Source organism: Microvirga sp. M2 (genome assembly GCF_047497095.1).
Taxonomy (GTDB): domain Bacteria; phylum Pseudomonadota; class Alphaproteobacteria; order Rhizobiales; family Beijerinckiaceae; genus Microvirga.
The window spans coordinates 905,383-931,935 of sequence record NZ_CP134064.1; the positions used below are offsets into that span (position 1 = coordinate 905,383).

General features: G+C 63.4%; 24 protein-coding genes and 1 pseudogene. 16 read left to right on the plus strand and 9 right to left on the minus strand.

Translation table 11 applies throughout. The features are described 5' to 3' along the window. Positions 1 to 3: 3 nt before the first annotated feature. Positions 4 to 705 (plus strand): aspartate/glutamate racemase family protein, encoded by a 702-nt coding sequence (locus RE429_RS23755; RefSeq protein WP_414475799.1) that lies wholly within the window; start codon positions 4 to 6, stop codon positions 703 to 705. A gap of 15 nt (positions 706 to 720) precedes the next feature. Here the strand turns inward: RE429_RS23755 and RE429_RS23760 are convergent, their stop codons facing one another. Then, the gene (locus RE429_RS23760) at positions 721 to 4,230 is read right to left on the minus strand and encodes a NahK/ErcS family hybrid sensor histidine kinase/response regulator (protein WP_414475800.1); all 3,510 of its coding nucleotides are present in this window, start codon (positions 4,228 to 4,230) and stop codon (positions 721 to 723) included. Positions 4,231 to 4,416: 186 nt separating this feature from the next. Here RE429_RS23760 and RE429_RS23765 point away from each other — a divergent pair, with 186 nt between their 5' ends. The 5 genes from RE429_RS23765 to RE429_RS23785 all read left to right on the plus strand — a co-directional run bounded on the left by RE429_RS23765 (position 4,417) and on the right by RE429_RS23785 (position 8,364). Continuing rightward, a complete protein-coding gene (locus tag RE429_RS23765) occupies positions 4,417 to 4,851 on the plus strand; it encodes a DoxX family protein (protein WP_414475801.1) in 435 nt (144 codons plus the stop codon). A gap of 12 nt (positions 4,852 to 4,863) precedes the next feature. Beyond that, entirely contained in the window at positions 4,864 to 5,391 is a 528-nt protein-coding gene (locus RE429_RS23770) for a VOC family protein (protein WP_414475802.1), read from the plus strand. Positions 5,392 to 5,451: 60 nt separating this feature from the next. After that, positions 5,452 to 5,886: a large conductance mechanosensitive channel protein MscL gene (gene mscL, locus RE429_RS23775; protein WP_414475803.1), complete on the plus strand. Its 435-nt coding sequence runs from the start codon at positions 5,452 to 5,454 to the stop codon at positions 5,884 to 5,886. 117 nt (positions 5,887 to 6,003) lie between these two features. Further along, positions 6,004 to 7,206: a pyridoxal phosphate-dependent aminotransferase gene (locus RE429_RS23780; RefSeq protein WP_414475804.1), complete on the plus strand. Its 1,203-nt coding sequence runs from the start codon at positions 6,004 to 6,006 to the stop codon at positions 7,204 to 7,206. Between the two features lie 120 nt (positions 7,207 to 7,326). After that, positions 7,327 to 8,364: an AbrB family transcriptional regulator gene (locus tag RE429_RS23785; protein ID WP_414475805.1), complete on the plus strand. Its 1,038-nt coding sequence runs from the start codon at positions 7,327 to 7,329 to the stop codon at positions 8,362 to 8,364. Positions 8,365 to 8,373: 9 nt separating this feature from the next. Here RE429_RS23785 and RE429_RS23790 read toward each other — a convergent pair whose 3' ends face one another. Further along, positions 8,374 to 9,246 (minus strand): MurR/RpiR family transcriptional regulator, encoded by an 873-nt coding sequence (locus RE429_RS23790; protein WP_414475806.1) that lies wholly within the window; start codon positions 9,244 to 9,246, stop codon positions 8,374 to 8,376. A 136-nt stretch (positions 9,247 to 9,382) separates the two neighbouring features. On the opposite strand from RE429_RS23790, the gene RE429_RS23795 reads away from it, so the two are divergent. The 6 genes from RE429_RS23795 (at position 9,383) to RE429_RS23820 (ending at position 16,269) form a co-directional block, all read left to right on the plus strand. Beyond that, positions 9,383 to 10,171, plus strand: a complete 789-nt coding sequence (locus RE429_RS23795; protein ID WP_414475807.1) for an N-formylglutamate amidohydrolase — start codon at positions 9,383 to 9,385, stop codon at positions 10,169 to 10,171. Between the two features lie 64 nt (positions 10,172 to 10,235). Beyond that, positions 10,236 to 11,771 (plus strand): amino acid permease, encoded by a 1,536-nt coding sequence (locus RE429_RS23800; RefSeq protein ID WP_414475808.1) that lies wholly within the window; start codon positions 10,236 to 10,238, stop codon positions 11,769 to 11,771. A 61-nt stretch (positions 11,772 to 11,832) separates the two neighbouring features. Beyond that, positions 11,833 to 13,203 (plus strand): glutamine synthetase family protein, encoded by a 1,371-nt coding sequence (locus RE429_RS23805; protein ID WP_414475809.1) that lies wholly within the window; start codon positions 11,833 to 11,835, stop codon positions 13,201 to 13,203. Between the two features lie 71 nt (positions 13,204 to 13,274). Further along, positions 13,275 to 14,666, plus strand: a complete 1,392-nt coding sequence (locus RE429_RS23810; protein WP_414475810.1) for an aldehyde dehydrogenase family protein — start codon at positions 13,275 to 13,277, stop codon at positions 14,664 to 14,666. A gap of 11 nt (positions 14,667 to 14,677) precedes the next feature. Continuing rightward, positions 14,678 to 15,841 carry an iron-containing alcohol dehydrogenase gene (locus RE429_RS23815; protein WP_414475811.1) on the plus strand — a complete coding sequence of 388 codons (1,164 nt, stop codon included), beginning with the start codon at positions 14,678 to 14,680 and terminating at the stop codon, positions 15,839 to 15,841. Positions 15,842 to 15,921: 80 nt separating this feature from the next. Continuing rightward, positions 15,922 to 16,269 carry a cupin domain-containing protein gene (locus RE429_RS23820; protein WP_414475812.1) on the plus strand — a complete coding sequence of 116 codons (348 nt, stop codon included), beginning with the start codon at positions 15,922 to 15,924 and terminating at the stop codon, positions 16,267 to 16,269. A 42-nt stretch (positions 16,270 to 16,311) separates the two neighbouring features. Here RE429_RS23820 and RE429_RS23825 read toward each other — a convergent pair. Then, a pseudogene (locus RE429_RS23825) lies at positions 16,312 to 16,928 on the minus strand (NADPH-dependent FMN reductase). A gap of 150 nt (positions 16,929 to 17,078) precedes the next feature. Here RE429_RS23825 and RE429_RS23830 point away from each other — a divergent pair. Next, a complete protein-coding gene (locus tag RE429_RS23830) occupies positions 17,079 to 17,450 on the plus strand; it encodes a winged helix-turn-helix transcriptional regulator (RefSeq protein ID WP_414475813.1) in 372 nt (123 codons plus the stop codon). Positions 17,451 to 17,571: 121 nt separating this feature from the next. Here RE429_RS23830 and RE429_RS23835 read toward each other — a convergent pair whose 3' ends face one another. Next, the gene (locus tag RE429_RS23835) at positions 17,572 to 18,174 is read right to left on the minus strand and encodes an NADPH-dependent FMN reductase (RefSeq protein ID WP_414475814.1); all 603 of its coding nucleotides are present in this window, start codon (positions 18,172 to 18,174) and stop codon (positions 17,572 to 17,574) included. Positions 18,175 to 18,277: 103 nt separating this feature from the next. On the opposite strand from RE429_RS23835, the gene RE429_RS23840 reads away from it, so the two are divergent. Next, positions 18,278 to 18,670 carry a winged helix-turn-helix transcriptional regulator gene (locus RE429_RS23840; protein ID WP_414475815.1) on the plus strand — a complete coding sequence of 131 codons (393 nt, stop codon included), beginning with the start codon at positions 18,278 to 18,280 and terminating at the stop codon, positions 18,668 to 18,670. Positions 18,671 to 18,678: 8 nt separating this feature from the next. Here RE429_RS23840 and RE429_RS23845 read toward each other — a convergent pair whose 3' ends face one another. After that, the gene (locus RE429_RS23845; RefSeq protein ID WP_414475816.1) at positions 18,679 to 19,338 is read right to left on the minus strand and encodes an HAD family hydrolase; all 660 of its coding nucleotides are present in this window, start codon (positions 19,336 to 19,338) and stop codon (positions 18,679 to 18,681) included. A 233-nt stretch (positions 19,339 to 19,571) separates the two neighbouring features. Here RE429_RS23845 and RE429_RS23850 point away from each other — a divergent pair, with 233 nt between their 5' ends. Beyond that, a complete protein-coding gene (locus tag RE429_RS23850; RefSeq protein WP_414475817.1) occupies positions 19,572 to 20,381 on the plus strand; it encodes an ion channel in 810 nt (269 codons plus the stop codon). A 50-nt stretch (positions 20,382 to 20,431) separates the two neighbouring features. Here the strand turns inward: RE429_RS23850 and RE429_RS23855 are convergent, their stop codons facing one another. The 4 genes from RE429_RS23855 to RE429_RS23870 form a co-directional block, all read right to left on the minus strand. Further along, positions 20,432 to 21,547, minus strand: coding sequence for an ABC transporter ATP-binding protein (locus RE429_RS23855; protein WP_414475818.1), 1,116 nt, complete (start codon positions 21,545 to 21,547; stop codon positions 20,432 to 20,434). Beyond that, positions 21,544 to 23,733 carry an ABC transporter permease gene (locus RE429_RS23860; protein WP_414475819.1) on the minus strand — a complete coding sequence of 730 codons (2,190 nt, stop codon included), beginning with the start codon at positions 23,731 to 23,733 and terminating at the stop codon, positions 21,544 to 21,546. The genes RE429_RS23855 and RE429_RS23860 overlap by 4 nt, the downstream gene beginning before the upstream one ends. Positions 23,734 to 23,852: 119 nt before the next feature. Continuing rightward, positions 23,853 to 24,890, minus strand: a complete 1,038-nt coding sequence (locus RE429_RS23865; RefSeq protein ID WP_414475900.1) for an ABC transporter substrate-binding protein — start codon at positions 24,888 to 24,890, stop codon at positions 23,853 to 23,855. Between the two features lie 129 nt (positions 24,891 to 25,019). Then, complete coding sequence (locus RE429_RS23870) at positions 25,020 to 25,814, minus strand: inositol monophosphatase family protein (RefSeq protein ID WP_414475820.1); 795 nt, start codon at positions 25,812 to 25,814, stop codon at positions 25,020 to 25,022. 193 nt (positions 25,815 to 26,007) lie between these two features. Between RE429_RS23870 and RE429_RS23875 the strand changes: the two genes are divergently transcribed. After that, positions 26,008 to 26,433, plus strand: a complete 426-nt coding sequence (locus RE429_RS23875) for an NUDIX hydrolase (protein WP_414475821.1) — start codon at positions 26,008 to 26,010, stop codon at positions 26,431 to 26,433. The last annotated feature ends 120 nt before the right edge of the window (positions 26,434 to 26,553 follow it).

The following is a 26,553-nucleotide window of genomic DNA, read 5'->3' on the forward strand; positions in this document are numbered from 1 at the left end:
ATCATGCAACGGAGGACCATCGGGCTCATCGGCGGGATGAGCTGGGAAAGCTCGGCCGAGTATTACCGCATCATCAACGAGGAGGTGCACAGGCGCCTGGGGGGAGCGCATTCCGCGCGCAGCCTCATGCTGTCCGTCGACTTCGACGAGATCAAGCACCTCCAGCACGCAGGCGACTGGGACAGGCTTGCCGACGCCATGAAGGATGCGGCCCTTCGCCTGGAGCGCGGTGGCGCGGACTTCATCGTACTGTGCACCAACACGATGCACCGTCTCGCGGATGCGATCGCGTCGTCCGTGAGCATTCCACTTCTGCATATCGCCGACCCGACCGCGGAGAAGATCAGAACAGCTGGCATTCGGCGGGTCGGTCTGCTCGGCACGGCCTTCACCATGGACGACGATTTCTACAAGGGCCGCCTGCAATCCCTCCACGATCTGGACGTGATCGTGCCCGATGCCGCCGACCGTCAGGTCGTGCACGATGTGATCTACAAGGAGCTCGTGCTCGGCAGGATCGATCCTCTGTCGCGGGACGCCTATCGCGGCATCATCGCGCGCCTGATCGAGAACGGCGCCGAGGGCATCATTCTCGGCTGCACCGAGATCATGCTGCTGGTTTCCGGCGAAGACAGCGCGGTGCCGCTCTTCGACACGACGACGATCCACGCGGTCGCAGCCGTCGATCACGCGCTCGGCGCGTGATCGCTTATCGATTCCTCACTCCGCCGCCACGCGGGTGGCGCGCCATTGGGTGAGCAATGCGCGCAAGGCCGCGGGCTTCAGCGGCTTGTTGAGCACATGCACGTGCATGGCGGCGGCTGTGTCGCGCACGGCCGGCGTCCGGTCTGCGGTCACGAGAACGGCAGGCGTGTCGACCTGCGTCTTCCAGCGCAAAGCCTTGATGAGCTCCAGGCCGTCGGTGTCGTCGAGGTGGTAGTCCGCGATGATGACTTCAGGCAGGGCCTTGTTGTTTCGAAGGACGTTATAGGCCGTTTCGAGATCGGATGCCGTCCATACGTCGCAGCCCCAGCCTGACAGCAGCAGCCGCATGCCTTCCAGGATGGCAGGCTCGTTATCGATCACGAGCACGTGCAGACCCGAAAGAACGGTCGCCGGAGCCTTCGGCGGTTCAGGAGCCGCGAGCGTTTCCGGAAGCGCCGCGACGATCGGAACCTCGACACGGAACACCGATCCGCGTCCCACTTCCGATTTGAGGATGATCGGGTGCCTGAGCACCCGCCCGATGCGCTCCACGATGGAAAGACCGAGGCCTAAGCCTCGCGCCGCCTTCGCTCCCTGATCGAGACGCTGAAACTCGCGGAAGACGATCCGCTGTTTCGAGGGTGGAATGCCGAGGCCCGTATCCCAGACCTCGAGAACCAGATGGGTGCCCTGCCGCCTCGCACCCACGAGAACGCGGCCTGTCGGCGTGTATTTGATGGCATTGGACACGAGGTTCTGCAGCAGACGGCGCAGCAGACGCCGGTCGGAGCGGACGGTGAGCGAGGGAGCCACGAATGTGAGATTCAGGCCTTTTTCCTTCGCAATGGGATCGAACTCCCGCTGAAGCTGACGGAAAAGTTCATCCATGCGGAAGCTCGACCATTGCGGCTTCATGGCGCCCGTGTCGAGGCGGGAGATGTCGAGGATGGCCGTGAGGATCTCCTCGACGGCGTCCAGGGATGCATCGATGTTCTCGGCGAGGGTCGCATCGCCGGCGTCGCGGTCGCGCTCCACGAGCGAGGTCGCGTAAAGGCGGGCCGCATTGAGCGGCTGCAGAATGTCGTGCGAGGCCGCGGCCAGGAAGCGCGTCTTGGAAATATTCGCTTCGTCGGCTTCCGCTTTCGCGCTGCGCAAGGCTTCGTTGAGACGCGTCAGTTCTTCGGTGCGCTCCCGTACACGCTGTTCGAGCGTCTCGTTGGCACGACGGCTTTCCTCCTCCGCCAGAACCGCTTCGGTGACATCCGTGTAGGTCGTGACGTGACCCCCGTCCGGCAGGAGATTCGAACGGATCTCGATGACCTTTCCGGAAGGGAATAGCTTGAGCCGCACGGGTTCCACGTCGTGCTGAAACGAGTGCAGACGCGCGGCCACCTGTTCGTCGATCTTGCCGGGACCATAGGAACCGCGCGCGGCGTTGTAGCGGACGATACGCTCCATGCCGATTCCGACCTGAACGAAGTTGGGCGGCATGTCGTAAAGGTCGATGAAGGCCTGGTTCCAGGCCAGCAGACGCAGATCGCGGTCGATGACCGTGATCCCCTGCTTGGCATAGTTGAGAGCATGCTGAAGAAGGTCGCGGCTGTGCTGGATGGCCGCGGAGGCATCGTCGAGCAGCTTGAGGGCGGCTTCGGTCGAGACGGTGCGTCGGCGCAGAAGAAGCGACAGCGCGAGGCGCGAGGACGCCGTGCCGATGGCGGAGGCCAGCAGGTGTTCCGCGTAGCGCAGGAGATGGATGTCGGCTTCCGCCCGCGGCTCGAGGGTCTGCCCCCGGCTGTGGCTGAAGCCTTCGAAGGAGCGCGCGGTGCGCTCCTCGCCGAGATAGCGGGAGACCATTGCGCGCAGCTCGTCGACGCTCACGCTGGCGCGGAACAGACGGAAGCTCGGGGTTGCGGAGGTATGCGGTTCGCCGACGAAGACGTTCGCCTGAATCTGCTCCATCGCCGTCACGGGGCGCCACAACGAGAAGCCGACGTAGCAGAGAATGTTGAGCGTCAGGCTCCACACGACGCCATGGGTGAGCTGGGGCAGATCTACGCCGAAGAGTGCGGTCGGTTTCAGGGCCTCGATGCCGAACGGTCCGGACACCACCACGTCGGACCAGAACACGCCGTCCCATACGAGGCTCGGCAGGAGCAGCGTATAGAGCCACATGAGAAAGCCCACGATGAGGCCCACGCTCGCGCCGAGCGCCGTACCGCGCGACCAGATCAGGCCGCCGAGAAAGGCAGGGGCCACCTGTGCGAGGGCCGCGAAGGAAAGAAGGCCGATGGCCGCGAGCGCGGCCTCGCCGGATGCGCGGTAATAGGCGTAACCCAGCAGGATCACGAGCACGATCGAGATGCGCCGTACGGCAATGACGAAGCCGCCCGGGTCGATCCCGGCAAAAGCGCGCCGGCGCAGAACGACGGGCATGACGAGATGGTTGGAGATCATCACGGCCACGGCCACGGAATCCACGATTACCATCGCGGTCGCGGCAGAGAACCCGCCAAGGAATGTCAGAATGGCAATCGTGCCGGCCTGATCGGCGAGCGGCAGCGCCAGCACGGTCATGTCCCGGTCGATCGCGTCGGTCGGGAACATCGCAAGGCCTGCCAGCGCGATCGGGATCACGAAGAGATTGATGAGTACGAGGTAGAGCGGGAACATCCAGGCGGCCCGCTTCAGGTCCCGGATCGAATGATTCTCCACCACGGTCACGTGGAACTGGCGCGGCAGCAGCAGTGCGGCGCAGCTCGAGAGAAGAATGAGAGTGATGTAGCTGCCGAAGCCCGAGGTTCTCTCCATCAGGCTGCCCGTCGTGCCGAGAGCGGTCAGGCGCTCCTTGATCCCGTCATAGCCGTCGAACATGACGAAGGTCACGTAGCTGCCGACGGTCAGAAACGCGACGAGCTTCACGATGGACTCGACCGAGATCGCCATGATGAGGCCGTCCTGATGCTCCGTGGCATCCGGGTGGCGCGTGCCGAAGGCGACGGCAAAGCCCGCAAGCACAAGGGCAACGACGAGCGCGAGGTCCCCGATGAAGGGCAGATTCGGCGGCGGCATGCCGTCGGCTTTCGTGATGAACACGTCGAGGGAGGCCGAGACCGCTTTCAACTGCAGCGCGATATAGGGGATGGAGCCGACGAGCGCGATCAGGCTGACGATGGCGGCGACGCGTTCGCTCTTCCCGTAGCGGGCCGCGACGAAGTCGGCGATGGAGGAGATATTCTGCATCTTCGCCACCCGGATCACCCGCGCGACGAGGGCGTGCCCCACGGTGATCACAAGGATGGGGCCGATATAGATCGCCAGGAAGTCGAACCCGGAGCGGCTGGCGAGCCCAACGGACCCGAAGAAGGTCCATGAGGTGCAGTAGACGGCAAGAGCCAGCGCGGAGATGGTGGAGCGCCATGGCCCCTGGACGATGCGCCTGCCTCCGTTGTCGCCCCAATAGGCGACGGTGAACAGGAAGCAGAGATAGACCAGCGCCGATAAGACTACCGCCCAGGTGGCGACCATATGCTTTGAATCCCTATGAGGAAGCTGCCATCAGCTTTACCTCCGTAAAGGGCTGAGCGCCACTAGCAGGACGGCCGAGGCAGGTGGCGATTTCACCGTCACGGTGTGAGTTGATATCCCGTGCGGCGTCTTCTCGGATTGCCGGAATGAGCTCATATGGGTGTTATCGCATTCCAGGAGATCCCTATGATCGACGCACGTACCGCTCCTTATGCCGCGCTTGTTCTGCGCGTCACCCTCGGCGCCCTGTTCTTGGCCCATGCCGGCCTCAAGATCGTCGTCTTCACACCGGCCGGAACGGCCCAATTCTTCCAAAGCCTGGGTCTGCCTGGGGGGCTCGCCTATGCGGTGATCCTGGCCGAGGTCGTCGGCGGCCTTGCCCTGATCGCCGGCTTTTACACCCGTTGGGCAGCTCTCGCCCTCATCCCGATCCTGGTGGGGGCCATCGTTACGGTCCATGGCCCGGCCGGGTTCTTTTTCTCCAATCCGAATGGCGGTTGGGAGTTCCTGGCGTTCTGGATCCTGGCTCTTGTCGCACAAGCGTTGCTGGGGGAGGGCGCGTATGGCCTCAAATCCGGATCGGTCGGGGCAGTTCCGGCGTTGTCCACTCGTTCGGCCTGAAGGCATGCCGTCATGATCAAACCCTTGTCGGATGAGGTTGCCGGAACCCTGGCAACCCGCCCCATTCACCCGGGCGTCCGGATCGGCCATGTCCACCTGAAGGTGGCGGATCTCGATCGCTCCCTCGCCTTCTATTGCGGCGTGCTCGGTTTCGAACTGATGCAGCGCTACGGCACCCAGGCTGCCTTCGTTTCGGCGGGCGGTTATCACCACCATATCGGCCTGAATACCTGGGAAAGCCAGGGCGGCTCGCCGCCCCCTCCGGGCACGACCGGCCTCTATCATGTGGCGATCCTCTATCCCACGCGGGCGGCCCTGGCGGATGCTCTCTACCGTCTGGCCGAGGCGGGCATTCCCCTCCAGGGCGCAAGCGACCATGGAGTGAGCGAGGCGCTTTACCTGAGCGACCCGGATGGCAACGGCATAGAGCTCTATGTGGACCGTCCCGAGGACCAGTGGCCGCGCAATGCGGAAGGGGAACTCCAAATGGTCACCCGCCACCTGAACCTGCAGGATCTCCTGGCTGCCCGGGAGCCTTGACGGCCTCGCATGGCCGGACACCTTCTTACCTTGGCAGGAAAGCTAAAGGAGGGTCCGGCCATGTGGAACGAATTCAAGCAATTCGCCTTGCGCGGCAATGTGGTCGACCTGGCGATCGGCATCATCATCGGCGCCGCCTTCGGCAGGATCGTCGACTCCCTCGTCGGCGACATCTTCATGCCGATCGTCGGAGCCGTGACCGGCGGACTCGATTTCTCGAACTATTTCACGGCTCTGTCCGGCAATGTCACGGCGACGGCATTGAACGAAGCCAGGAACCAGGGCGCCGTGCTCGCCTGGGGCAACTTCATTACGGTCGCCATCAACTTCATCATCATCGCATGGATCCTGTTCCTGCTCGTCAAGGGCATGAACCGCCTGCGGCACACGGAGGATGTCAAGACCGGCACGGCGGACAAGCCGCCGGAGGTTCCGGCCGATGTGAAACTGCTCACGGAAATCCGCGATCTGATGAAAACCAGCCGGACCCTCTGATCCATCACGGGCGGCAATGGGATTCTTCGCTTCTTGTCATGAGTGCGGATCGAAGGCTTGCCTTCCACGGGTGGACAGGTCATCCCTGTTCACCCGTTTGGCAAGGAATGGCCTCAGATGAACGCATCCGTCCCGATTCCCTCGATCTTCAACCTGCGGCCGGAAGCGCTGCAGGCTCCCACCAGCGGCATCGTGGATGTCTTTTCGTACGGGCGCGGGCGTTCCGGCATCATTCCGCTCTGGGTCGGCGAGGGCGATCTTGCGACACCAGCCTTCATCTGCGATGCGGCGTCCCGTTCCCTGCAGGACGGCGAGACCTTCTATACGTATCAAAGCGGCATTCCCGAGCTGCGTCAGGCCATCGCGCATTATCATGAAAGGGTGTACCGCAGGACCTTCGATCCGGAGCGCTTCTTCGTGACGTCGGGCGGCATGCCCGCCATGCAGATCGCCTTCCGCATGGTGTGCGGGACGGGCGACGAGGTGCTGATCCCGACCCCCGCATGGCCGAATTTCGCGGGCGCGATCACGATTGCCGGCGCACGCCCCGTCCCGGTCCCCATGACGATCGATGCGCAGGGCTGGCATCTCGACGTCGAGCGGCTGGAGCGGTCCGTGACGCCGCGCACCCGCGTCGTCGTCCTGAACTCCCCGTCCAATCCGACCGGGTGGACGGCAAGCCACGACGATCTGCGCGCGGTCCTCGACATGGCGCGCCGTCACGGGCTGTGGATCGTGGCGGACGAGATCTATGGCCGCTTCATCCATGATTCTGCTCTCAGCATGGATGGGCGCGCGCCTTCCTTCCGCGATGTGATGGCGCCGGAGGATCGCATTCTTTTCGTGCAGACCTTCTCGAAGAACTGGGCGATGACCGGCTGGCGCCTCGGTTGGCTCGAAGCGCCGCCCGTTCTGGGGCAGGTGATCGAGAACCTGCTCCAGTACCAGACCTCCGGCACGCCCACGTTCATCCAGCGCGCGGGCGTTGCCGCCATCGAGCAGGGCGAGGACTTCCTGGCCGATCAGGTGGCCCGGGCCCGGCAAGGCCGCGTCATCGTCAGCCGGCTCGCGGAAACGGGCCTGGTCGAGCTGCCGCCGCCCAACGGCGCGTTCTATGCCTTCCTGAAGATCAAGGGGGCGACGAATTCCAAGGACATCGCCTTCCGCCTCATCGACGAGGCGAATGTGGGCCTTGCTCCCGGAAACGCCTTCGGCGACGCGGGCGAGGGATATCTGCGCCTCTGCTATCTTCGGAAGGCGGAGGATCTCGAGGAGGCTGTCAGGCGCATCGGCGCGGCCCTGCCGAAGCTCGTCGCCTGACGGCGGGAACCCGCGGCTACCCGTTCTTGCATGCCCCGCCCGCGAATCTGGCGGTTGACCTGAGCGGCGGAGAGCTTCATTGAGCGAACGGGCCTCTCAGGGCTTCCGTTCATTCTCGATATGCCTCTCATTCTCGCTCACATCGCTCAGATCCTGATCGCCGGGCTCGGCGGGCTTGTCTTTTATTGGATCGGCGTTCCGGCCGCGTGGCTGTCCGGGGCCGCCATCGGGGCGATTTTATGGGGGCTGACGAAGCATTCCGTGCCCATGCCGAAGGCTCTCGCCGATGCGGCGATGCTGATCTCCGGGGCCGCGATGGGAGCGGCCGTGACCCCGGCCGCCATCACCGCCATGGGGCGCTACCCGGGAAGTCTCGTGCTTCTGGTCCTTGGCGTTGCGGCCATCTCGTGGACGTCCACGCTCTGGCTCACCCGCATTTCGGGCTGGCGCACGGCCGATGCGGTTCTGGCCTCCGTGCCCGGAGCCCTCTCGACGGTGCTCGCCGTCGCAGCGGATCGCAAGGCGGACGTGCCCTCCGTCGCCATCGTGCAGAACCTGCGTCTCTTCGTGCTGATTGCGCTTTTGCCGAGCATCGTCGTGGTGACCGGAGGAGGGGGCAACACGAATGTGCTGATCGGCCAGGGTATGCCGATCGAAAGTCCCGGCGGCCTGGCGATCATCCTGTTCGGCGGGCTAGGCCTCGGCCTCGTGTTCAAGAAGCTGAAGGTTGCTGCGCCGATCCTTCTGGGCTCGATGGTCGTGAGCTCCGCCAGTCACGGGACCGAACTCGTCACGGGCGTCATTCCGCCGGTGATCGCGACCTGCGGCCTCGTGCTGATCGGCCTCTTCATCGCCGAGCGTTTCCGCAACATTCAGCGCTCCATGCTGAAGCGCGCATTGATCGCCGCCTTGGGGTCGTTTTCCGTCGGCATGGGCATCGCGGTGGTCTTTTCCGCCCTCGCGGCCTGGGCAGCGGATGTCAGCTTCGCCAACAGCCTTGTCGCCTTCGCGCCCGGCGGCCTCGAGGCCATGACCGTGCTCGCGCTCGTTCTCGGCCTCGATCCGCTCTATGTGGGCATTCACCATCTCGTGCGGTTTCTCAGCATCGGCCTGGTTCTGCCATTCCTGATCGGCTGGCTGCAGCGCAGAAACGCCTGACGGCGGGGCTTAAGGCCTCTCGTTGCGCAGCCGCTCCACGGCTTCCATCCGCGGTTTCGCGGTCTTCCACAGGCGCTTCGTCACGGCGGCCACGAGCGCTTCCGTAATGAGCAGCAGACCCGCCGACGAATCCCAGTTCGATGGAGCCACGATATGGGCCGGCAGCACATGGCGGGCCACGCGGGCGATCGGCGACAACCAGGGATCCGTGAGCAGGATGACGGTCGCGCCCTGCTTCGCGGCCGTTTCGCATAAAGCGGTGACATCCTCCTGGTAACGGCGGATGTCGAAAGCCACGATCACGTCCTTCTTGCCGATCTCGATCATCCGGTCGCGCCAGAGCGCCGGCTGACCTTCGATGAAATCCACATGGCTGCGCACGATGCGGAAATGGCTCGCCGCATAACGCGCCAACGCACCCGTGAAGCGTCCGCCGGTGAAGTGGGCGGGGCGCCTCTCGTCGCTCAGGAGTTCCACCACCGCGTCGAATTCGGCGGGAGCGATGCTCTCCACCGTGGACCGAAGATTGCCGATGACGGCCTCGGCGAAGGAAGCCAGGGCCGGAGCGCCCGGGACCTTGTCCGACGGGTTGGCTTTGGCGAGCGGTGAAAGGAGTTGAGCCTCCAGTTCCTCTCGCAGGTGCTTCTGGAATTCCGGAAAGCCGCCGAAGCCGAGCCGGTTCACGAAACGCAGGACCGACGGCGCCGAAATTCCGGCCCGGCCGGCGAACTCCGCTACGGTATCCAGGCCGGCGAACGGGTAATGGCTCAGCAGCATGTGGGCCGCGCGCTTCTCGCTGGGCGTAAAGGAGTCCATTTCGAGGCGAATGCGTTCGGCAAGGCTCGGTGGATTCAGAGAAGGGACGTTGCTGTCGCTTTTCATGATGGAATGTTACGAATCCCTCCTTGACGGCCTTCAAAAGCTGTACCAAAAATTTCAGACAAGAGAAACATGAAAGAAACGTACCAAACGTTCAAAGAGGGGTATCAGCCTGCCCGGCAGGGCAAACGGAGGCCGCATGATCCATGCGAGTCGGACAGACACCGGCAGGACGGCGGCCGCCCCGGTCGCGAAGCCGGTTGTTCTCGTGGAAAACCCCCAGGGGCGCTCGCCCATCCTGCTGATCTGCGAGCATGCGTCGAAGCACCTTCCCGAGCGCTATGGGACCCTCGGTCTGAGTGCGGACCAGCTCGAAAGCCATATCGCCTGGGATCCAGGAGCTGTCGGGGTCGCGAAGGAGCTGTGCCGATTGCTCGATGCGCCGCTCATCCATGCGGGCGTCTCGCGCCTGGTGCTCGACCTCAACCGCGATCCTTCGGCGCCCGATTCCATCTGGACGCTCAGCGAGCGCACGACCATTCCCGGCAACCAGAATCTCGATGATGACGAACGGGCCTACCGGGTCCGCGAGGTCTACGATGTGTTTCACGGGATGGTGAGCCGCTTTGTCGAAGCCCGCCGTTCCGCAGGGCAGATCAGCGGCATCGTCACCGTTCATTCGTTCACGCCGGTTTACCGGGGCGTGCCGCGCCCATGGCATATCGGCCTCATCTTCAACCGCGACGAGCGCTTTGCGCGTCGCCTCGAAGCCGGATTGCGCCGGGATCCGGCGCTCGTCCTGGGCATGAACGAACCCTATTCGCCGGCGGACCGGGTGTTTCACACCCTCGAGCGCCATGCCGAGAGGCGCGGACTCGCACCGCTGATGATCGAAATCCGCAATGATCTGATCCGCACGGAAGACGGACAGGCGTCGTGGGCTCACCGTCTTGCGCCGCTTTTGAGGGAGGGGGCGCGGACGCTGTAACGGATTGCCATGGCGCATGAGGCGCCATGGTTCGAGAGGCAGACTATTCGTGGAGGAAGAGTCTATGTCAGTCGGACAGGGAAGTTCAGGGGTTCACGCCCCGCCGGTCGGAGCGCAGAGTTCCGCCGGCATCACCTATACCACCGTGGATGACAGTTACTTCGAAGCGCGGCGACTCAAGCGTCATGCGCGCGTCTGGTCGCTCTGGGCGCTCGGCGTGGGGGCCGTGATCTCGGGGCATTACTCAGGCTGGAATCTGGGCCTCGCCAACGGCTTCGGCTCCATGTTCTTCGCCACCATCATCATCGCCATCATGTATCTGGGCCTGACCTTCTCCATCGCGGAGATGTCGCCGGCCCTGCCGCATACGGGCGGCGCCTATTCCTTCGCGCGCACCTCCATGGGGCCGTGGGCGGGCTACGTCACGGGCATCGCGGAGAACATCGAGTTCGTGCTGACGCCCGCCGTCATCGTGTTCTTCATCAGCTCGTACCTGTCGGCGATCTTCGAGACGGCACCCGCATTCCAGCCCGTCTACTGGATCCTCTGTTATGCTCTCTTCGTCGGCCTGAACATCGTCGGCGTCGAGCTGTCCTTCAGGGTAACTGTCACCGTGACCGTCATGGCCCTTGCCGTGCTGGCCTTCTTCTATGGATCGGTCCTGCTTTCCGGTCAGATCGACTTCTCGCGCTGGGCCCTGAACATCGGGACCGACGGCACCGAGCTGCCGAGCGGCGCAGGCCCGTTCCTCCCTCATGGCATTGTCGGAATCCTGGCCTCGCTGCCATTCGCCGTCTGGCTCTTCCTCGCCATCGAGCAGTTGCCGCTCGCAGCCGAGGAATCGCACGATCCGCAAGCCGACATGCCGAAGGGCATCATCGCCGGCATCCTGACCCTCATCGCCTCCGCCTTCCTCGTGCTCTTCCTGAACACGAGCATCGCGCCGGGCGCTGCGGGTCTCGGCAAGTCGGGCGAGCCGCTGCTCGAGGGCTTCCGAACCCTCTTTGGAACGGACATTGCAAAGATCCTCGCGGCAATCGCCGTGATCGGCCTCATCGCTTCGTTCCACACCATCATCTTCGCCTTCGGGCGGCAGATCTATTCGCTGTCGCGGGCCGGGTATTTCCCGAGCTTCCTGTCGGTGACACATGGCGAACGAAAGACGCCGCACATCGCCCTGATCACGGGCGCGGTGGTCGGTCTCCTGGTGATGCTGATCATCTGGTTCTCCCTGGGAGTCGATGCGGGCGGCGCCCTGATCGGCGGCACGCTGCTCAACATGGCCGTGGCCGGCGCGATGCTGGCCTATTTCATGCAGGGCATGTCCTATATCGTGCTCAAGAAGAAGTTCCCGCAGCTGCACCGGCCCTATTCGAGCCCGTTCGGTCTTGCGGGCGCCGTGATCTGCATGGTCATCGCCGCCGTCACGCTCGTCTTCCAGTTAACCGATGCGGCCTTCCGCACGGCCGTCATGGGCGTTGCGGCCTACTACGCGGTCATGATGGCCTACTTCCTGGTTCACGGACGCCACAAGCTCATCCTCTCGCCGGAGGAGGAGTTCGCCGTCTCCAGGGGCGAGACCGAGTACAAGTCCTATTGATCGCCGTCCGGGAGCGCGCATGATGTGCGCTCCCTCCATCCGTCTCGCTGGGGTTTCGAGCATGACCGCTCCCACAATCAAGAACGCCGCCGATGCCATGGACTATGTGCGCAGCCGCGACCTGCCATTCGTCAAGATCGGGCTGAGCGATGTCGACGGCATCATGCGGGGCAAGTACATGGCCCGCGACAAGTTCGAATCCGCCCTCGAGAAAGGGTTCGGATTCTGCGACGTGGTGCTCGGCTGGGACTCCAACGACCAGCTTTACGACAACACGACCTTGACGGGCTGGCACACGGCCTATCCGGACGCGACGGCACGGGTTGTGCCCGAGACCATGCGCCTCATCCCCTTCGAGAACGATCTTCCGTTCTTCCTGGCCGAGTTCGACGGATACGCGGAGCCCGCGTGCCCGCGGGGCGTTCTGCGGCGGGTTTTGAAGAGGGCGGAGGACATGGGCTTTTGCGTATCCGCCGCCGCCGAGTTCGAGTTCTTCCTCTTCGAGGAGACGCCCCATTCCGTGCGCGAGAAGGATTACCGCAATCTGAAGAACATCACGCCGGGCTTCTTCGGCTATTCGGTGCTGCGCTCAGGGGCGCATGCGGATTTCTATCACGAGCTCCTCGATCTTGCGAACAAGATGGATTTCGAGATCGAGGGGCTGCACACGGAAACCGGACCGGGCGTGCTGGAGGCGGCGATCCGGGTGGACGATGCGCTTCGTGCGGCCGACAAGGCGGCTCTGTTCAAGACCTATACGAAAATCCTCGCGCAGCGCCGAGGCTGGATGGCAACCTTCATGGCAAAGTGGTCCCGCGACTGGCCCGGCCAATCGGGCCATCTGCATTCGTCCCTGCGCGATCTCAGTACGGGCAAGGGAGCCTTCTACGACGCGAACGCCAAATACGGCATGTCCGAGATCATGCGCTGGTATGTGGGCGGCCAGCAGAAGCTCATGCCCGAGATCCTCGCCATGGTGGCCTCGACCGTGAACAGCTATACCCGTCTCATTCCGGGTTTCTGGGCGCCGACGGATTCCGCCTGGGGCGTGGAGAACCGCACCACGGCGCTTCGGGTCATTCCGGGCTCCGAGAAATCCCAGCGCGTGGAGTACCGGGTCGCCGCCGCCGACATCAATCCCTATATCGCTCTGGCCGCAGCCATCGGCTCCGGTCTCTGGGGCATCGAGAACCGCATCGAGCCGGGCGAGCCGGTCGAAGGGAACGCCTATGCGGTGGAGCACCCGAAGGAACGCGCCTTGCCGCGTTCCCTGGGCGAGGCAGCCGGCAGGCTGAAGAACTCGCAGGCCGCGCGCCATCTCTTCGGCGACACCTTCGTGGACCATTACGCCGCGACGCGCGAATGGGAGGAGAGGGAGGCCCGCAAGGCCATCACGGATTGGCAGCTCGCCCGCTACTTCGAAATCATTTAAAAGACTATTCAAGCTTCAACACGGGAGAAGGCTGTGGCCTCACCAGGCCATAGTCTTTCAATGCAAAGACCATGGCTGATACCGATATCGTCTGTATTTCCCCGATCGACGGACGCGAGCTTGTCCGCCGTCCCGTCATGTCCGATGCCGCCATCGACGAAGCGATCGCGTCCGCCCGCGCGGCGCAAGCGGCCTGGCGCCACGTGCCCCTGGACGAGCGCGCGGGCAAGGTCTCGGCCTTCCTCGAAGCGCTGATCGCCATGAACCAGGAGGTCGTGCCGGAAATCGCCCAGATGATGGGTCGCCCGGTGCGCTACGGCGGCGAGTTCCGCGGCGTCGAAGAGCGGGCGCGCCATATGATCCGCATTGCGGAAAAGAGTCTCCTGCCTCTTCCTGCCGATGATGGAAAGCCGGGCTTCCGACGCATGATCAAACGTGAGCCGGTGGGTCTCGTGCTGGTCGTCGCACCGTGGAATTATCCCTATCTCACCGCCATCAACACCATCGTGCCCGCGCTCATGGCCGGCAATGCGGTGTTGCTGAAGCACGCGTCGCAGACCCTGCTCGCGGGCGAGCGCTTCCAGATGGCGATGGATCGCGCGGGCATGCCGAAGGGCCTGTTCCGGAACCTTCATCTCAGCCACGATCAGACGGGCCGCATCTTGAGCGGCGGTCTCGTGGATCATTGCAACTTCACCGGATCGGTGGCCGGCGGGCGCGCCATCGAGCGCGCGGCTGCGGGCACCTTCACGTCGCTGGGTCTCGAACTCGGCGGCAAGGACCCGGCCTATGTGCGGGAGGATGCCGATATCGACCATGCGATCGAGAACCTGGTCGACGGCGCGTTCTTCAACTCGGGCCAGTGCTGCTGCGGCATCGAGCGCATTTATGTGCATGAGAAGCACTACGACCGTTTCGTGGAAGGAGCCGTCGATCTGGTCAACAGGTACGTGCTCGGCAACCCGCTGGAGGATCCGACGACGCTCGGCCCCATGGCGCATCGGCGGTTCGCCGATCTCGTGCGCGAGCAGAATGCGCAAGCGCTGGCGAAGGGCGCGAGGGCTCATATCGATGCGAAGAACTTTCCTGCGGATACGGGCAGCACCGCCTATCTGGCGCCGCAGGTCCTCACCGATGTCGATCATTCCATGAGCGTCATGCGCGAGGAGAGCTTCGGGCCCACCGTCGGCATCATGAAGGTCAAGGGCGACGAAGAGGCGATCCGCCTCATGAACGACTCGGCCTACGGTCTCTCGGCGGCCATCTGGACATCCGATGTGGATGCAGCCGAGGCTCTCGGCGAGAAGCTCGAAACCGGTACCGTCTTCATGAACCGTTGCGATTATCTCGATCCCGCTCTCGCCTGGACCGGCGTGAAGGATACGGGGCGCGGCGCAAGCCTGTCGCGTTTGGCCTACGAGTTCCTCACCCGTCCGAAATCCTATCATCTCCGTCAGATCTGATCGAAGGCACCATGACCACGTCCTTGCGCTCCAACTGGAACTATCCCACCGCAATCCGCTTCGGCGCGGGCCGCATCGCGGAACTGGCCGAAGCCTGCAAGTCCGTGGGCATGCAGGCTCCGCTCGTCGTCACGGACCCGTTCCTCGCCACTCAGGCGATGACGAAGGCGGCGCTGGATCAACTGACCGGCGCCGGCCTGAGGGCCGCGATCTTTTCCGACATCAGGCCGAACCCGGTCGAGACGAACGTCTATAGAGGTCTCGAGGCCCTTAGGGCCGGCAAGCACGACGGCGTCGTCGCGTTCGGCGGCGGTTCGGCGCTCGATGCGGGCAAGGTCATCGCCTTCATGGCGGGGCAGACCCGTCCCATGTGGGATTTCGAAGATATCGGAGATTGGTGGACCCGTGCGGATCCCTCGGGGATCCTGCCGATCGTCGCCGTGCCGACGACGGCCGGCACGGGTTCGGAAGTGGGGCGCGCGGGCGTGATCACTCAGGAAGCCAGCCACACCAAGAAAGTGATCTTCCACCCGCTCATGATGCCGAAGATCGTCATCTGCGATCCGGAGCTGACCGTGGGCATGCCGCCGCACATCACCGCAGGCACGGGCCTCGATGCGCTCGCCCATTGCCTCGAAGCCTATTGCGCGCCGGGCTATCATCCGATGGCCGACGGTATCGCGGTCGAGGGCATTCGCCTCGTGAAGGAATACCTCCCGCGCGCCTATCGGGACGGCAAGGACATCGAAGCCCGCGCGCAGATGATGTCCGCGGCCGCCATGGGGGCCACCGCCTTTCAGAAGGGGCTCGGCGCGATCCATGCCCTGTCGCATCCGACAGGCGCGCTCTACGATACCCATCACGGTCTGACGAACGCGGTCTTCATGCCCTATGTTCTGGCCTATAACCGCCTGGCCATCGAAGAGAGGATCGAGCGCCTGGCCGCCTATATCGGCCTTCAACCGTCCTTCCAGGCCTTCCTCGATTGGGTGCTGCAGCTTCGCAAGGATCTCGGCGTGCCGCACACGCTGGAGGGCTTGAAGGTCGACGGCGCCCGCTTCGAGGAAATGTCCGAGATGGCACCCAACGACCCTACCGCCGGCGGCAACCCCGTGCCGATCACGAAGGAGAGCGCCCGCAAGCTCTTCGAGGACGCACTTGCCGGACGGATCTGATCGTCGCTCCCGATCACGGTGGGATGAGAAGCGGCGCGCCGGATCTTCAGACGCGCCGGTTCTGAAACTGGAGGAAGTTCATGGACGACGATTCCGGCAGCGACATCCAAGTTTCGCTTGCTCAAGCAGCGGCACATCTTTCGGCGGCGAAACCGTTCAAGACGTTCTTCGAACAGGGTGACGCGATCACCGTCGAACTTTATGCGCCGGTCGGCACCGACAAGCAGCAGCCGCACGAGCGGGATGAGCTCTACGTCATCGCATCAGGGCACGGCACCTTCAGCCGTGGGGGTGAAATCGTGACGTTCGGCCCCGGCGATCTTCTCTATGTGCCGGCCCATGTCCCGCATCGTTTCGAGACTTTCTCGGACGAGTTCAAAACCTGGGTGATCTTTTACGGCCCAAAGCGCACTCGACCCGTCACATAGGGAAAAGACATCGCCGCTCCCTGCATGGATGCCTTTGAAGTCCTATCGGACAACACCTCTTCGAGGCACTTGAGCCTTCGCCTCCTGCGAGGCCCCGGGCAGAGTGCGAAGGGACATCAGGCTCTCCGCCCATTTGTGCAGCTCGTCGAGCATGGGTTCGACCGAGGCGACGATCTGAGCCGGAGGCGTGAAGTTCTTTTCTTCATCGAGATACTGCGCATAGTGCTGGATGGAGATGTTTTCGGGGATCGGCATCATCTTGAGGCCGACAACGATCAGCCTGGTCATCTGGGCGGCGCGAAGGCCTCCCGATACACCCCCGTAGCTCACGAATGCGGCGGGTTTATAGTGCCACTCGCTGGAGAGTAATCCAAAGCGTTCACCAGCGCGGGCGATGGGCTATGGTTATATTCCGGCATCACGAACGCGAAGGCGTCTGCCGCCCGCACACAGTCACTCCAGGACCTGGTGTGATCATGCTCATATGTCTGAAGTTTGGGATGGTTGGTTTCATCGAGGAGCGGCAAATCGAAGTCCGCGAGATCGATGAGTGAGATCTCGAATTTTCCGTGCCGGATCGCCTGCTCATGAAACCACCGGGCGACGAACACTCCGCCCCGGCCGGGTCGTGTGCTGCTGATGACAATATGGAATTTCATCGATATAACGTGTCAGTGACCTGAGGGTATGCGGTGCATCTTCCGGCCTGCGGCCGCCGGTCCCTCCACCTAAAACCGCTTCGCTACGCGCTGCAAGGAGGCACAATTTTGTTACCGGGGAACCTGCGTGTGACGAGGAGTTGCCATACCGTGACGGAGATCCTGTCGCGCACCGGAGACAAGTGGAGTGTTGAGGTCCTGATCCAGCTCGGGCATGGGCCGAGGCGCTTCAATGAGCTGCGGCGAGACGTCGATGGGATTTCCCAGCGTATCATGACCCTCACGCTGCGGAATCTGGAGCGGGACGGGATAGTCGCACGAACGGTTTTCCCGACCGTCCCGCCTCGTGTCGAGTATCGGCTGACGGACCTCGGGCGTTCTCTGCTGAGCGCCGTCACGCCGCTCGTCGAATGGATTGTCGGGAACCGAAGCGAGATCGTCTCCGCGCGCCGGCGCTTCGATGGACAGGATCCTGCCCATTGTACGGGTTCTGCCCATTGTACGGGTTCTTGCCGGTGTTGATTCATCCCGGTGCATGGCGCCTTCGACCGCCCGAGGCGAGCACGGCCTGACTCCCGATAACGAAAAAGGCGCCACCGCGGGAGCAGCGACGCCCTTCATATCGGATCTGCCGACTGCCTCTTTAAGCAGCCTGAGCCTTCCTCTCCAGCGAGGCCTTGTGCTGGGTGCGGAGGGCCTTCAGGCTCTCGGCCCATCTGTGCAGCTCGTCCAGCATCGTGGCGGCGGAGGTCTTGTGGATGTCCGCCGGCTTCAGCCTTCCGTTGTCCAGGTTCTGAAACACCATCGGCATCGGCACGCCTTCCGGAATCGGCATCACCTTGAACGTGGTGAGGATCTGCTTCGTGACCTGCACGGCGCGCAGGCCGCCCGAGATGCCGCCATAGCTCACGAAGCCCGCGGGCGTGTAGCCCCATTCGAGCGCGAGATAGTTGAGGGCGTTCAGAAGCGACGGCGGCGGTCCGTAATTGTATTCGGGCGTCACGAAGACGAAGGCGTCGGCCGACGCCACGCTCTCGCTCCAGGCCTTGGTGTGGGCGTGGCGATAGTTTCTCAGGCGCGGGTGCTCAGGTTCGTCGAAGATGGGCAGGTTGAACTCGGCCAGATCCACCAGAACGGGATCGAACTTGCCATGCTGGGCGGCGAAGTCGTTGAACCATTGTGCGATGCCGGGCCCGATGCGGCCGGGGCGCGTGCTGGCCACGATGGTGTGAAGCTTGAGCGTCATCTTGAATCCTGAATTTGCAACAGATGGGAACGGATATTAGGTTCCCTTACGTAACCAGGGCTCATTAGGTAACTTGGCGGGCCTTGTGCAAGGAGGCACTTTCATGACACCCAGTCACATCCATGTGCCCACCGATTGCCATACGGTGACGGAGATTCTCTCCCGCGTCGGCGACAAGTGGAGCGTCCAGGTCGTGGTGCAGCTCGGTGGAGGCTCCAAGAGATTCAACGAGTTACGCCGCGCGGTCGGCGGAATCTCGCAGCGCATGCTGACCCTGACCCTGCGCGGATTGGAGCGCGACGGACTCGTGACGCGCACGGTCTATCCCACGATCCCGCCGCGGGTAGAGTACCGTCTCACAGAGCTGGGTTGCAGCCTGCTCAAGACTGTGAAGGCCCTCGGCTCATGGGCGATCGAGAATCGGCAGGAGATCCTGCAGGCGCGACGACGCTTCGACGAGGCAACAGGGACTGTCGTGCGATCGGACGCAGCCTGACGCGTGGTTCAGGCAGCAGCTTTGCTGTGGAGTACATTCCACAGGGCAGAGGCGTGAAAATCCGCGATGACGACGTCCGCACCCACGTCGCGCATGTCCTGGGCTGTCAGCCCGGTGAGCATGCCGAAGGAGAAGAGGCCTGCTGCTTTGGCGGCTTTCATGCCCGAGGGTGAATCCTCGAAGGCGATGGCCTCGTCCGCGCGCACGCCGAGGCGTTCCAGGGCCGTCAGATAGGGAAGGGGATCCGGCTTTCCGCGCTCCACCTGGTCGATCGTGACCTGGATGGGAAAACGCTTGGTGATTCCAAGGACGTCCAGCATGTGTTCCGCATTGAGCCGGGGGGCATTGGTGACGAGCGCAGTCCCGATCCCGCGCTCATCCGCCCAGTCGAGAAGCTCGACGAGACCGTCCAGGGGCTTCAGGTCGAGAGCCAGGCGGCGGAAGGCCGCCTCCTTCTCATCGGCGAAGGCCACATGGTCTTCGACCGACCGGTGGGGGAGGAGAGTGGCGAAGATGGATTCATTGGTGCGGCCGATGATCGTGGAGCGGTAGACATGCTCGTCGATCGTCACGCCCTCGGGGCTGAGAACCTCGGCGAATGCCCGCAGATGGACGGGGTCGCTGTGCACCAGAGTGCCATCCATGTCGAAAATCAGAGCTTTGAGCATTCGTCCATCTCGGGAAAGTCGGTGAGTCACGGCAGCACAGGACGTGACATCGAACTCACGTCCTACGCTGCAACAGTTTGGCTTTGAGCATCTTTTCACGCGAAACCGGTTCCCGGTTTTGCGTTCAATGCTCTGGTAAACCGGTTCGGCCTGAATGACACCCTGTTAGAATTGCAGGCCTGCCATATAGATAGTGTCAGGGTCCCGGTCCTGAAAGAAAGCACTGTTTTCCTATGCATCAAGCGCCCACCCGTAAAGGCGGCGGAAAGTCCCGCTGGAAATTCGTCGAGCGGCTCAGGTTTCTTTACGAAGGCGACGCCCCGGAAGCGCACCGGTTCCGCTACGGCCTTCTCCTTTTCGACATCATCACGATCCTCTTCATCGTCATCACGTCCTTCCTGCCGCGCTATCCCTTCGAGGAGCGGGTCGACATGGTGATCGGCTTCGGCGTTCTGGCCGATTCTCTGGCCCGGATCGTCATCAGCCGGAACCGGTGGCGCGACCTCGCCCATCCGGCCACCTTCGCCGATATCGCGGCCATCGTGTCCTTCCTCGCTCCCGTGGTCGGCGAAGGCGTCGGCTTTCTGCGCATCCTGCGCACCGTCCGGCTGCTGCGGACCTATCAGCTTCTGGTGCGGTTGCGCTCCGACAGCCCCTTTTTCAGGCGCAACGAGGAGGTGATCATCGCAAGCGTCAATCTCGGCGTGTTCATCTTCATCATGACGGGCTTCGTCTACGAGACGCAGCACCGGACCAATCACGCGATCGGCAATTACGTCGATGCGCTCTACTTCACCATCGCGGCGCTCACCACGACGGGTTTCGGCGACATCACGCTCACGGGCACCCTGGGGCACCTGCTCTCGGTCATCATCATGATCTGCGGCGTGACGCTGTTCCTGCGCCTCGTGCAGGTTCTCCTGCGGCCCAACAAGGTGCGTCATCCCTGTCCTGTCTGCGGATTGCAGCGGCACGACAGGGATGCGGTGCACTGCAAGGCCTGCGGCACGGTCCTCAACATTCCGGACGAAGGCGACGTCTAGCGCATCGGACCCAAAAGCGGATCCCACTTTTCACGTCCGATGCTCTCGGGTCAGGCTCCGGGAATGATCGCGATGCCACGCTCCGGCGCGAAGGCGATCGCGACCGGCGTGCCGGCGGCGATGGAATCCTTGCGGCCGTATTGAACGACGAACAGGTTCCCGACGGGGCTCTCGACCTCGTATTCCACCTGCGTGCCGAGATAGGATGCTTTCCTGACCGTTCCCATCGTTTTGCCGGCGGCGTTCGAGCCGTCGTCGAGCGTGATCGCATCGGGTCGAATCGCGAGCTTCACGGGCCCCTGTCCCACGCCGCGCCGAGGAAGCTCGAGATTCACGCCGCCGATCCGGACATTCGCCGTCGCTCCAGATCCGTCGACGACCTCGCCGGACACGATATTGGCATCGCCGATGAAGTCGGCGACGAACAGGTCCGCGGGTTCCTCATAGAGTTCCCGCGGTGTGCCCGTCTGAGCGATCCGGGCGTTCGACATGACGATGATGCGGTCGGAGACGGCGAGCGCCTCCTCCTGATCGTGGGTGACGTAGGCCACGGTGAGGTTGAGGCTCTGCTGCAGCTCGCGGATATCCTCGCGCACGCGGCGGCGCAGTTTGGCATCGAGATTCGACAGGGGCTCGTCGAACAACAGCACTTGCGGCTCCAGGACGAGCGCGCGCGCAACGGCCACACGCTGCTGCTGGCCGCCGGAGAGCTCCGAGGGAGCACGCTTCTCGAGACCCTTCAGGCCGATCAGCGCGAGTTTCTCCATGGCCATCTCGTAGGCGTCCTTCTTGGAGACGCCCTGCACGGTCGGCCCATAGGCCACGTTCTCCAGAACCGACATATGCGGGAAGAGCGCATAGGACTGGAACACCATGCTCACGTCGCGATCCGCGGCGGACAGGTTCGTCACGTCGCGTCCGCCGATCAGGATCTGGCCTTCGCTCGCCATTTCGAGACCTGCGATCATGCGCAGCGTCGTCGTCTTCCCGCAGCCGGAGGGGCCGAGCAGCGTCACGAGCCGGCCGGGCTCGATGGTGAAGGAGACGTCGTCCACGGCCGTGACGCTTCCGTAGCGCTTCGTCACGTTGCGGAACTCGACCGAAGCCGCCTGCTTCTTGGAGGCGGGAGAGCGGGACAGGGAGCTGATGGAGGATATCTGGTTCATGGAATGGCTTGCGCGGCAACGGGGCTGGCTGAAGTACTCTGCGAGCGGCGTCCGAGACGCCGTTCGCCGACGGCAAGCTGGATCGCCAGGATCGCGAGCAGCATGACGACGATGAGCACGGTGGAATAGGCGATTGCGAGGCCGAATTCGCCCGCTTCGACACGGCCGACGATGTAGGTCGTGGCCATGTTGTACTCGGCAGTCACCAGGAAGATCACGGCGCTGACCGCGGTCATCGCGCGAACGAAGGAATAGACCAGCGAGGCCACGATGGCGGGGCGGAGTAGGGGCAGCACCACGCGGCGCATGGTGGTGGCCGAGCTGGCGCCAAGGGTCAGGGAGGCCTCGTCCAGGCTCTTGTCGATCTGGCTGAGCGTCGCGATGCCGGAGCGCACGCCGACGGGCATGTTGCGGAACACGAAGCACATCACGAGCACGAATCCCGTGCCGGTGATTTCGATGGGAGGCACATTGAAGGCGAGGATGTAGGAGACGCCCACCACCGTGCCGGGGATCGCGAAGCTCAGCAGGGTGCCGAATTCGAAGGCGCGCTGGCCCGAGAAGCGCTGGCGGGTCAGCAGATACGCCGTCAGCAGGCCGATGGCCGCGGTCAGCGGCGCGGAGAGGGCCGCGACCTTAATCGTGGCGAAGAACGAATTCCAGGCCGAGCCGGAGAAATAGAGGCCCCAATCGGCCCGCTCGATCCGGAAAGCCGTGAGGAAATGGTCGAGGGTCGGCGTGTAGTCGCGGCCCATGGAGCGCACGAAGGCGCCGACCAGGATGACGACGTAAACCGCAACCGTGAACAGAGCCCAGGGAATGACGGTCAAATAGGACGCCAGGGCAACCCGGCGCGGCAAGGGCAGCGGAATGCCGGCATCGCCCTTGCCGGTCACCGTGGTGTAGACCTTCTTGCCGAGCCACGCATGCTGCAGCCAGAACGCCCCGAGCGTAAACGCGAGCAGAATGATCGAGAGCACGGCGGCCCGCCCCTGATCCTGCTGTGCGCCGACGACCGCGAAGAAGATCTTGGTGGAAAGCACCTCGAAATTGCCGCCGAGGACGAGCGGATTGCCGAAATCGGCCAGGCTCTCCACGAAGCCGAGCAGGAAGGCGTTCGCCAGGCCCGGGCGCATCAGCGGCAGCGTCACGGTCAGGAAGGTCGTCCAGCTCTTGGCGCGAAGGGTCTGGGAGGCCTCCTCGAGCGTCGGGCTGATGCCCTGCACCACGCCGATGAGCACCAGGAAGGCGATGGGCGTGAAAGCGAGAAGCTGCGCGATGAAGACGCCGGGGAGGCCGTAGATCCAGCGCGAGCGCGGGATTCCGAACCACTCCCACAGGACGGCCGAGAGGGCGCCGGAGCGTCCGAAGATCAGGATCAGCGCGAGACCGATCACGAAGGGCGGCGTGATGATGGGCAGGACGCTCATCACGCGCAGGAGCTTCTTGTAGCGAAACGCCGTGCGCGTGGCGATGAGCGCGAAGGCAAGCCCGAGGGCGGTGGTGCCGACGCCCACGAGAAGACCGAGGAACAGAGTGTTCCAGGCCACGCCGCAGCGCAGATCGCTCGACAGGCAGTCGAGCCCCCAGATGGACCGGTCCATGAATTTGGTCACGAACTCGAGAGGGGCGAAGTTGCCGTTGTTGTCGGCGAACGCGCTCGCCAGAATCGTCGTCACGGGAAAGAAGACGAAAACGAGGATCAGCGCGATCACGACGCCGATGGAGGAGGTCACGAAGGCATCGCCCCGGCACCATCCCCGCGCGGCAAGCCCATGACACAGGACGATGAGGAAGGCGACGGCGGTGAGCGTCGCGCCATAGCCCATGCCGGCCTGGCTCGGACCGGCGCTGCCGGTGGCCGCCTTGAGGATGTCGATCGTCCAGCCGTGCAGGCCGATGGTGAAGCCCTGGAGAACGATCAGCGCGAGCCCCAGCATGCCGGATGCGATCAGCCAGATGCTGTTGTCGGTCCGCGCGGGGAGAGCCGCAGGCCGCAGGCTCATCAGCAGCGGTGCGAGAACAGGCAGAAGCCACCAGGCTCCCTTGAGGCCATGGACGAGCGCCGACCCGCCGACGACATAGTCGGCCATGGTCGGAGCGGCTGAGCGGTCGAAGCCATACCAGGGCAGGAGGACGAAGCCGACCCAGCCCAAAATGATCCAGCCAAGGGTTGCCCGGGACATATCAGTTCTCGCGTAACAACAAAGGCGGGCCCCTGTCGAAGCCCGACGTCAAAACCATACGGTCGAAAAATACGGGCCGGCGAAGAGCGCTGCGCTCTTCGCCGGCCGGTGCAGGCAGCCTATTTGGGCAGGTTCTTGACCTCGTTGTCCCACTTGGACAGGAGGCGCTTGCGCTCTTCCGACGAGCCGTATTTCGCGAAGTCGAAATTGATGAGCTTGATATCGCTGAGCTTCGGAGCCTGGGGCGGAACCGGCGTGTTCTTGTTGGACGGCACCTGATAGGACTTGGCTTCCGCGCCGAGCTTCTGCGCATCCACGCTCAGGGCCCAATCGTAGAATTTCTTGGCGCTGTCGAGATTCTTGGCGCCCTTCACGATCGACATGGAGCCGATTTCGTAGCCCGTACCCTCGCAAGGGGCGACAACCTTGACCGGCGCCTTGTCCACGATCATCGTCACGACGTCGTGCATGAAGGCGATGCCGGCCGTCGTTTCGCCCTGGGCCATCGCCTTGGCGGGAGCGGCGCCCGACTTCGTATACTGGTTGATGTTCTTGTGCAGGGCCTTGAGGTATTCGAAGCCCTTGTCCTCGCCCATGATCTGGATGATCGTCGCCAGCAGCGTATAGGCCGTGCCCGAGGAATTCGGGTCGGCGACCTGAACTTCGTCCTTCAGCTCGGGCTTGAGCAGGTCGGCCCAGCATTTCAGCTCGGGCACGTTGTTGGTCTTGGCGAGTTCCGTATTGTAGCCGAAGCCGAGCGCGCCGGAATAGATGCCGACGGTGCGGTGCTTGGACTGCTCCCACTGGCGCACCGCCCAATCCTGCAGCTCACCCATCTTCGGCGAATTGTAGTCGACCGTCAGGCCTTCCTCGGCAGCCTGCATGTGGGGGTCGCCCGTGCCGCCCCACCAGATATCGGCGCGGGGATTGGCGGATTCCGCCTTGATCTGGGCATAGATCTCACCCGAGCTCTTGCGGGTCATGGAAACCTTGATGCCCGTATCGCGCTCGAAGGCGTTCGTCATCGCGCGGCACCATTCCTCCTGAACGCCGCAATACATCACGAGCTCACCCTGAGCCTGCGCCGCACCGGCCGAGAAGAAGGACAAGGCGGTCATGGAGCCGGCCAGCATCGTGGCGGCCGCGAAATTCTTCATCATTCTGGTTTCCTCCCTTACGGTTATTGTCACGGTTTTTATTGGTCGGCTAAGCTCCCCTCAATGGCGCTTCCGGTCAAGAGCCTTGCCGTCCATGTGAAAATGAATCTTTAGAATAATGTCGTCGCGTCAGGGCTCCTTCGCGATTCCGGTCGCCGCCATGAGGTTTTCCGCGAGTTCGGGCGTGCAGGCGAGAACGGGGTTTCCGCTGCGCAACCCATCCTTGGCCAGGAAGTTGTTGGTCCAGCCTCCCGCTTCTTCGATGATGAGGAGGCCCGCCAGAGCGTCCCACGAATTGATGTGGAGCTCGCAATAGGCGTCGATCCTCCCGTCCGCCACATAGGCGAGACCGAGCGTGCCGGAGCCCGCCCGGCGCACATTCGCGCCGCTTGCCTTGAGTTTTGCGACCGCATCGACATAGGGCTCTGCCGGCAGGCGGGAGGACCAGCCCGCCTCCACCGTCGCCTGGCGGATGTCGGACAATCCGCTCACCTTGATCGTCTCGCCGTTGAGGACTGCGCCCCGTCCGCGTTGGGCGGTGTAGAGATCCGCATGCATGACGTCGTAGATCACGCCGATTTCGACCCGGCCGTCGCGCACGAAGGCGATCGAGATGGCGAAATGCGGAATGCCGCGGGCAAAGTTCGCCGTTCCGTCAATGGGATCGACGACCCACACGTCGCGTTCGAACGAGCCGCCTCCTTCCTCGCCGAAGAAGGAGTCGGCGGGAAACAGCTCTCCCAGGCGGCGCCGGATCAGCTCCTCGACCTCCGCGTCGGTCGCGGTCAGAAAGTCCTGAGGGCCTTTGAAATCCGGACGCTGAGACCGCGGGCGCTCCAGGAAGCGCTTGCGGGCCAGCACCCCTGCCTCACGCGCAATGGCGCAGGCTGCGGCAAATCTCATGTCCAGGCTGTGTGTCGTCATGGCGTTCAGGCGTTCCTCAGGATCCACAGGGCGGCCGGTTTGTTGTCACACGTTCATAAAGGGTCGTGAAAATACAGGAGGAAACCTTCTCCGATGAAAGGAGATGTCCCCGGGCCTGTGAAATTGATCCTTTATTAGCCGGCTCAGATCAATTACGTTACAAGCTAACCGCGCAAAATCATACTCTCGTCGAATGCCCCGGACGCCACAAGAAGAACTCAGCCAAGTCGCAGCGCTTCCTTTCCGCATCAAGGACGGTCGGATCGAGGTGCTCCTCGTCACATCCCGCGAGACCAAGCGCTGGCTGATCCCGAAGGGCTGGCCGATGAAGGGCAAGAAGCCCTACAAGGCGGCCGCCCGGGAGGCGGAGGAAGAAGCCGGCGTGAAAGGCGCGATCAAGCAGAAACCCATGGGCACCTACGATTACTGGAAACGTCGCGCCTCCCATTTCGATCTCTGCCGCGTGAACGTGTACCCGCTCGAGGTCTCGAAACAGCTCAAATCCTGGCGCGAGAAGGGGCAGCGCGACGCGCGCTGGTTCGAGGTCGAGGAGGCGGCTCTCCAGGTCTTGGAGCCGGCGCTCGCGGACCTGATCCGCCGTCTGCCCCAGCATGTCTGAGGCCCGCGTCTTTTGAGGTAAGGTCTGGAAATTTCCGCCCGTTAGGGAACGCAACCCTTCCCAAGAAGTCTTTCCCGTATCGACGCGGCCATGCGGCGCAGCTTGGCCGTTCACAGGCAT

What these genes read in the sequence shown, in the direction of transcription:
- RE429_RS23755 (WP_414475799.1), top strand. Translation starts at nt 4, where the DNA reads ATGCAACGGAGGACCATCGGGCTCATCGGCGGGATGAGCTGGGAAAGC.
- RE429_RS23760 (WP_414475800.1), bottom strand. Translation starts at nt 4,230, where the DNA reads ATGGTCGCCACCTGGGCGGTAGTCTTATCGGCGCTGGTCTATCTCTGC.
- RE429_RS23765 (WP_414475801.1), top strand. Translation starts at nt 4,417, where the DNA reads ATGATCGACGCACGTACCGCTCCTTATGCCGCGCTTGTTCTGCGCGTC.
- RE429_RS23770 (WP_414475802.1), top strand. Translation starts at nt 4,864, where the DNA reads ATGATCAAACCCTTGTCGGATGAGGTTGCCGGAACCCTGGCAACCCGC.
- mscL (WP_414475803.1), top strand. Translation starts at nt 5,452, where the DNA reads ATGTGGAACGAATTCAAGCAATTCGCCTTGCGCGGCAATGTGGTCGAC.
- RE429_RS23780 (WP_414475804.1), top strand. Translation starts at nt 6,004, where the DNA reads ATGAACGCATCCGTCCCGATTCCCTCGATCTTCAACCTGCGGCCGGAA.
- RE429_RS23785 (WP_414475805.1), top strand. Translation starts at nt 7,327, where the DNA reads ATGCCTCTCATTCTCGCTCACATCGCTCAGATCCTGATCGCCGGGCTC.
- RE429_RS23790 (WP_414475806.1), bottom strand. Translation starts at nt 9,246, where the DNA reads ATGAAAAGCGACAGCAACGTCCCTTCTCTGAATCCACCGAGCCTTGCC.
- RE429_RS23795 (WP_414475807.1), top strand. Translation starts at nt 9,383, where the DNA reads ATGATCCATGCGAGTCGGACAGACACCGGCAGGACGGCGGCCGCCCCG.
- RE429_RS23800 (WP_414475808.1), top strand. Translation starts at nt 10,236, where the DNA reads ATGTCAGTCGGACAGGGAAGTTCAGGGGTTCACGCCCCGCCGGTCGGA.
- RE429_RS23805 (WP_414475809.1), top strand. Translation starts at nt 11,833, where the DNA reads ATGACCGCTCCCACAATCAAGAACGCCGCCGATGCCATGGACTATGTG.
- RE429_RS23810 (WP_414475810.1), top strand. Translation starts at nt 13,275, where the DNA reads ATGGCTGATACCGATATCGTCTGTATTTCCCCGATCGACGGACGCGAG.
- RE429_RS23815 (WP_414475811.1), top strand. Translation starts at nt 14,678, where the DNA reads ATGACCACGTCCTTGCGCTCCAACTGGAACTATCCCACCGCAATCCGC.
- RE429_RS23820 (WP_414475812.1), top strand. Translation starts at nt 15,922, where the DNA reads ATGGACGACGATTCCGGCAGCGACATCCAAGTTTCGCTTGCTCAAGCA.
- RE429_RS23835 (WP_414475814.1), bottom strand. Translation starts at nt 18,174, where the DNA reads ATGACGCTCAAGCTTCACACCATCGTGGCCAGCACGCGCCCCGGCCGC.
- RE429_RS23840 (WP_414475815.1), top strand. Translation starts at nt 18,278, where the DNA reads ATGACACCCAGTCACATCCATGTGCCCACCGATTGCCATACGGTGACG.
- RE429_RS23845 (WP_414475816.1), bottom strand. Translation starts at nt 19,338, where the DNA reads ATGCTCAAAGCTCTGATTTTCGACATGGATGGCACTCTGGTGCACAGC.
- RE429_RS23850 (WP_414475817.1), top strand. Translation starts at nt 19,572, where the DNA reads ATGCATCAAGCGCCCACCCGTAAAGGCGGCGGAAAGTCCCGCTGGAAA.
- RE429_RS23855 (WP_414475818.1), bottom strand. Translation starts at nt 21,547, where the DNA reads ATGAACCAGATATCCTCCATCAGCTCCCTGTCCCGCTCTCCCGCCTCC.
- RE429_RS23860 (WP_414475819.1), bottom strand. Translation starts at nt 23,733, where the DNA reads ATGTCCCGGGCAACCCTTGGCTGGATCATTTTGGGCTGGGTCGGCTTC.
- RE429_RS23865 (WP_414475900.1), bottom strand. Translation starts at nt 24,890, where the DNA reads ATGAAGAATTTCGCGGCCGCCACGATGCTGGCCGGCTCCATGACCGCC.
- RE429_RS23870 (WP_414475820.1), bottom strand. Translation starts at nt 25,814, where the DNA reads ATGACGACACACAGCCTGGACATGAGATTTGCCGCAGCCTGCGCCATT.
- RE429_RS23875 (WP_414475821.1), top strand. Translation starts at nt 26,008, where the DNA reads ATGCCCCGGACGCCACAAGAAGAACTCAGCCAAGTCGCAGCGCTTCCT.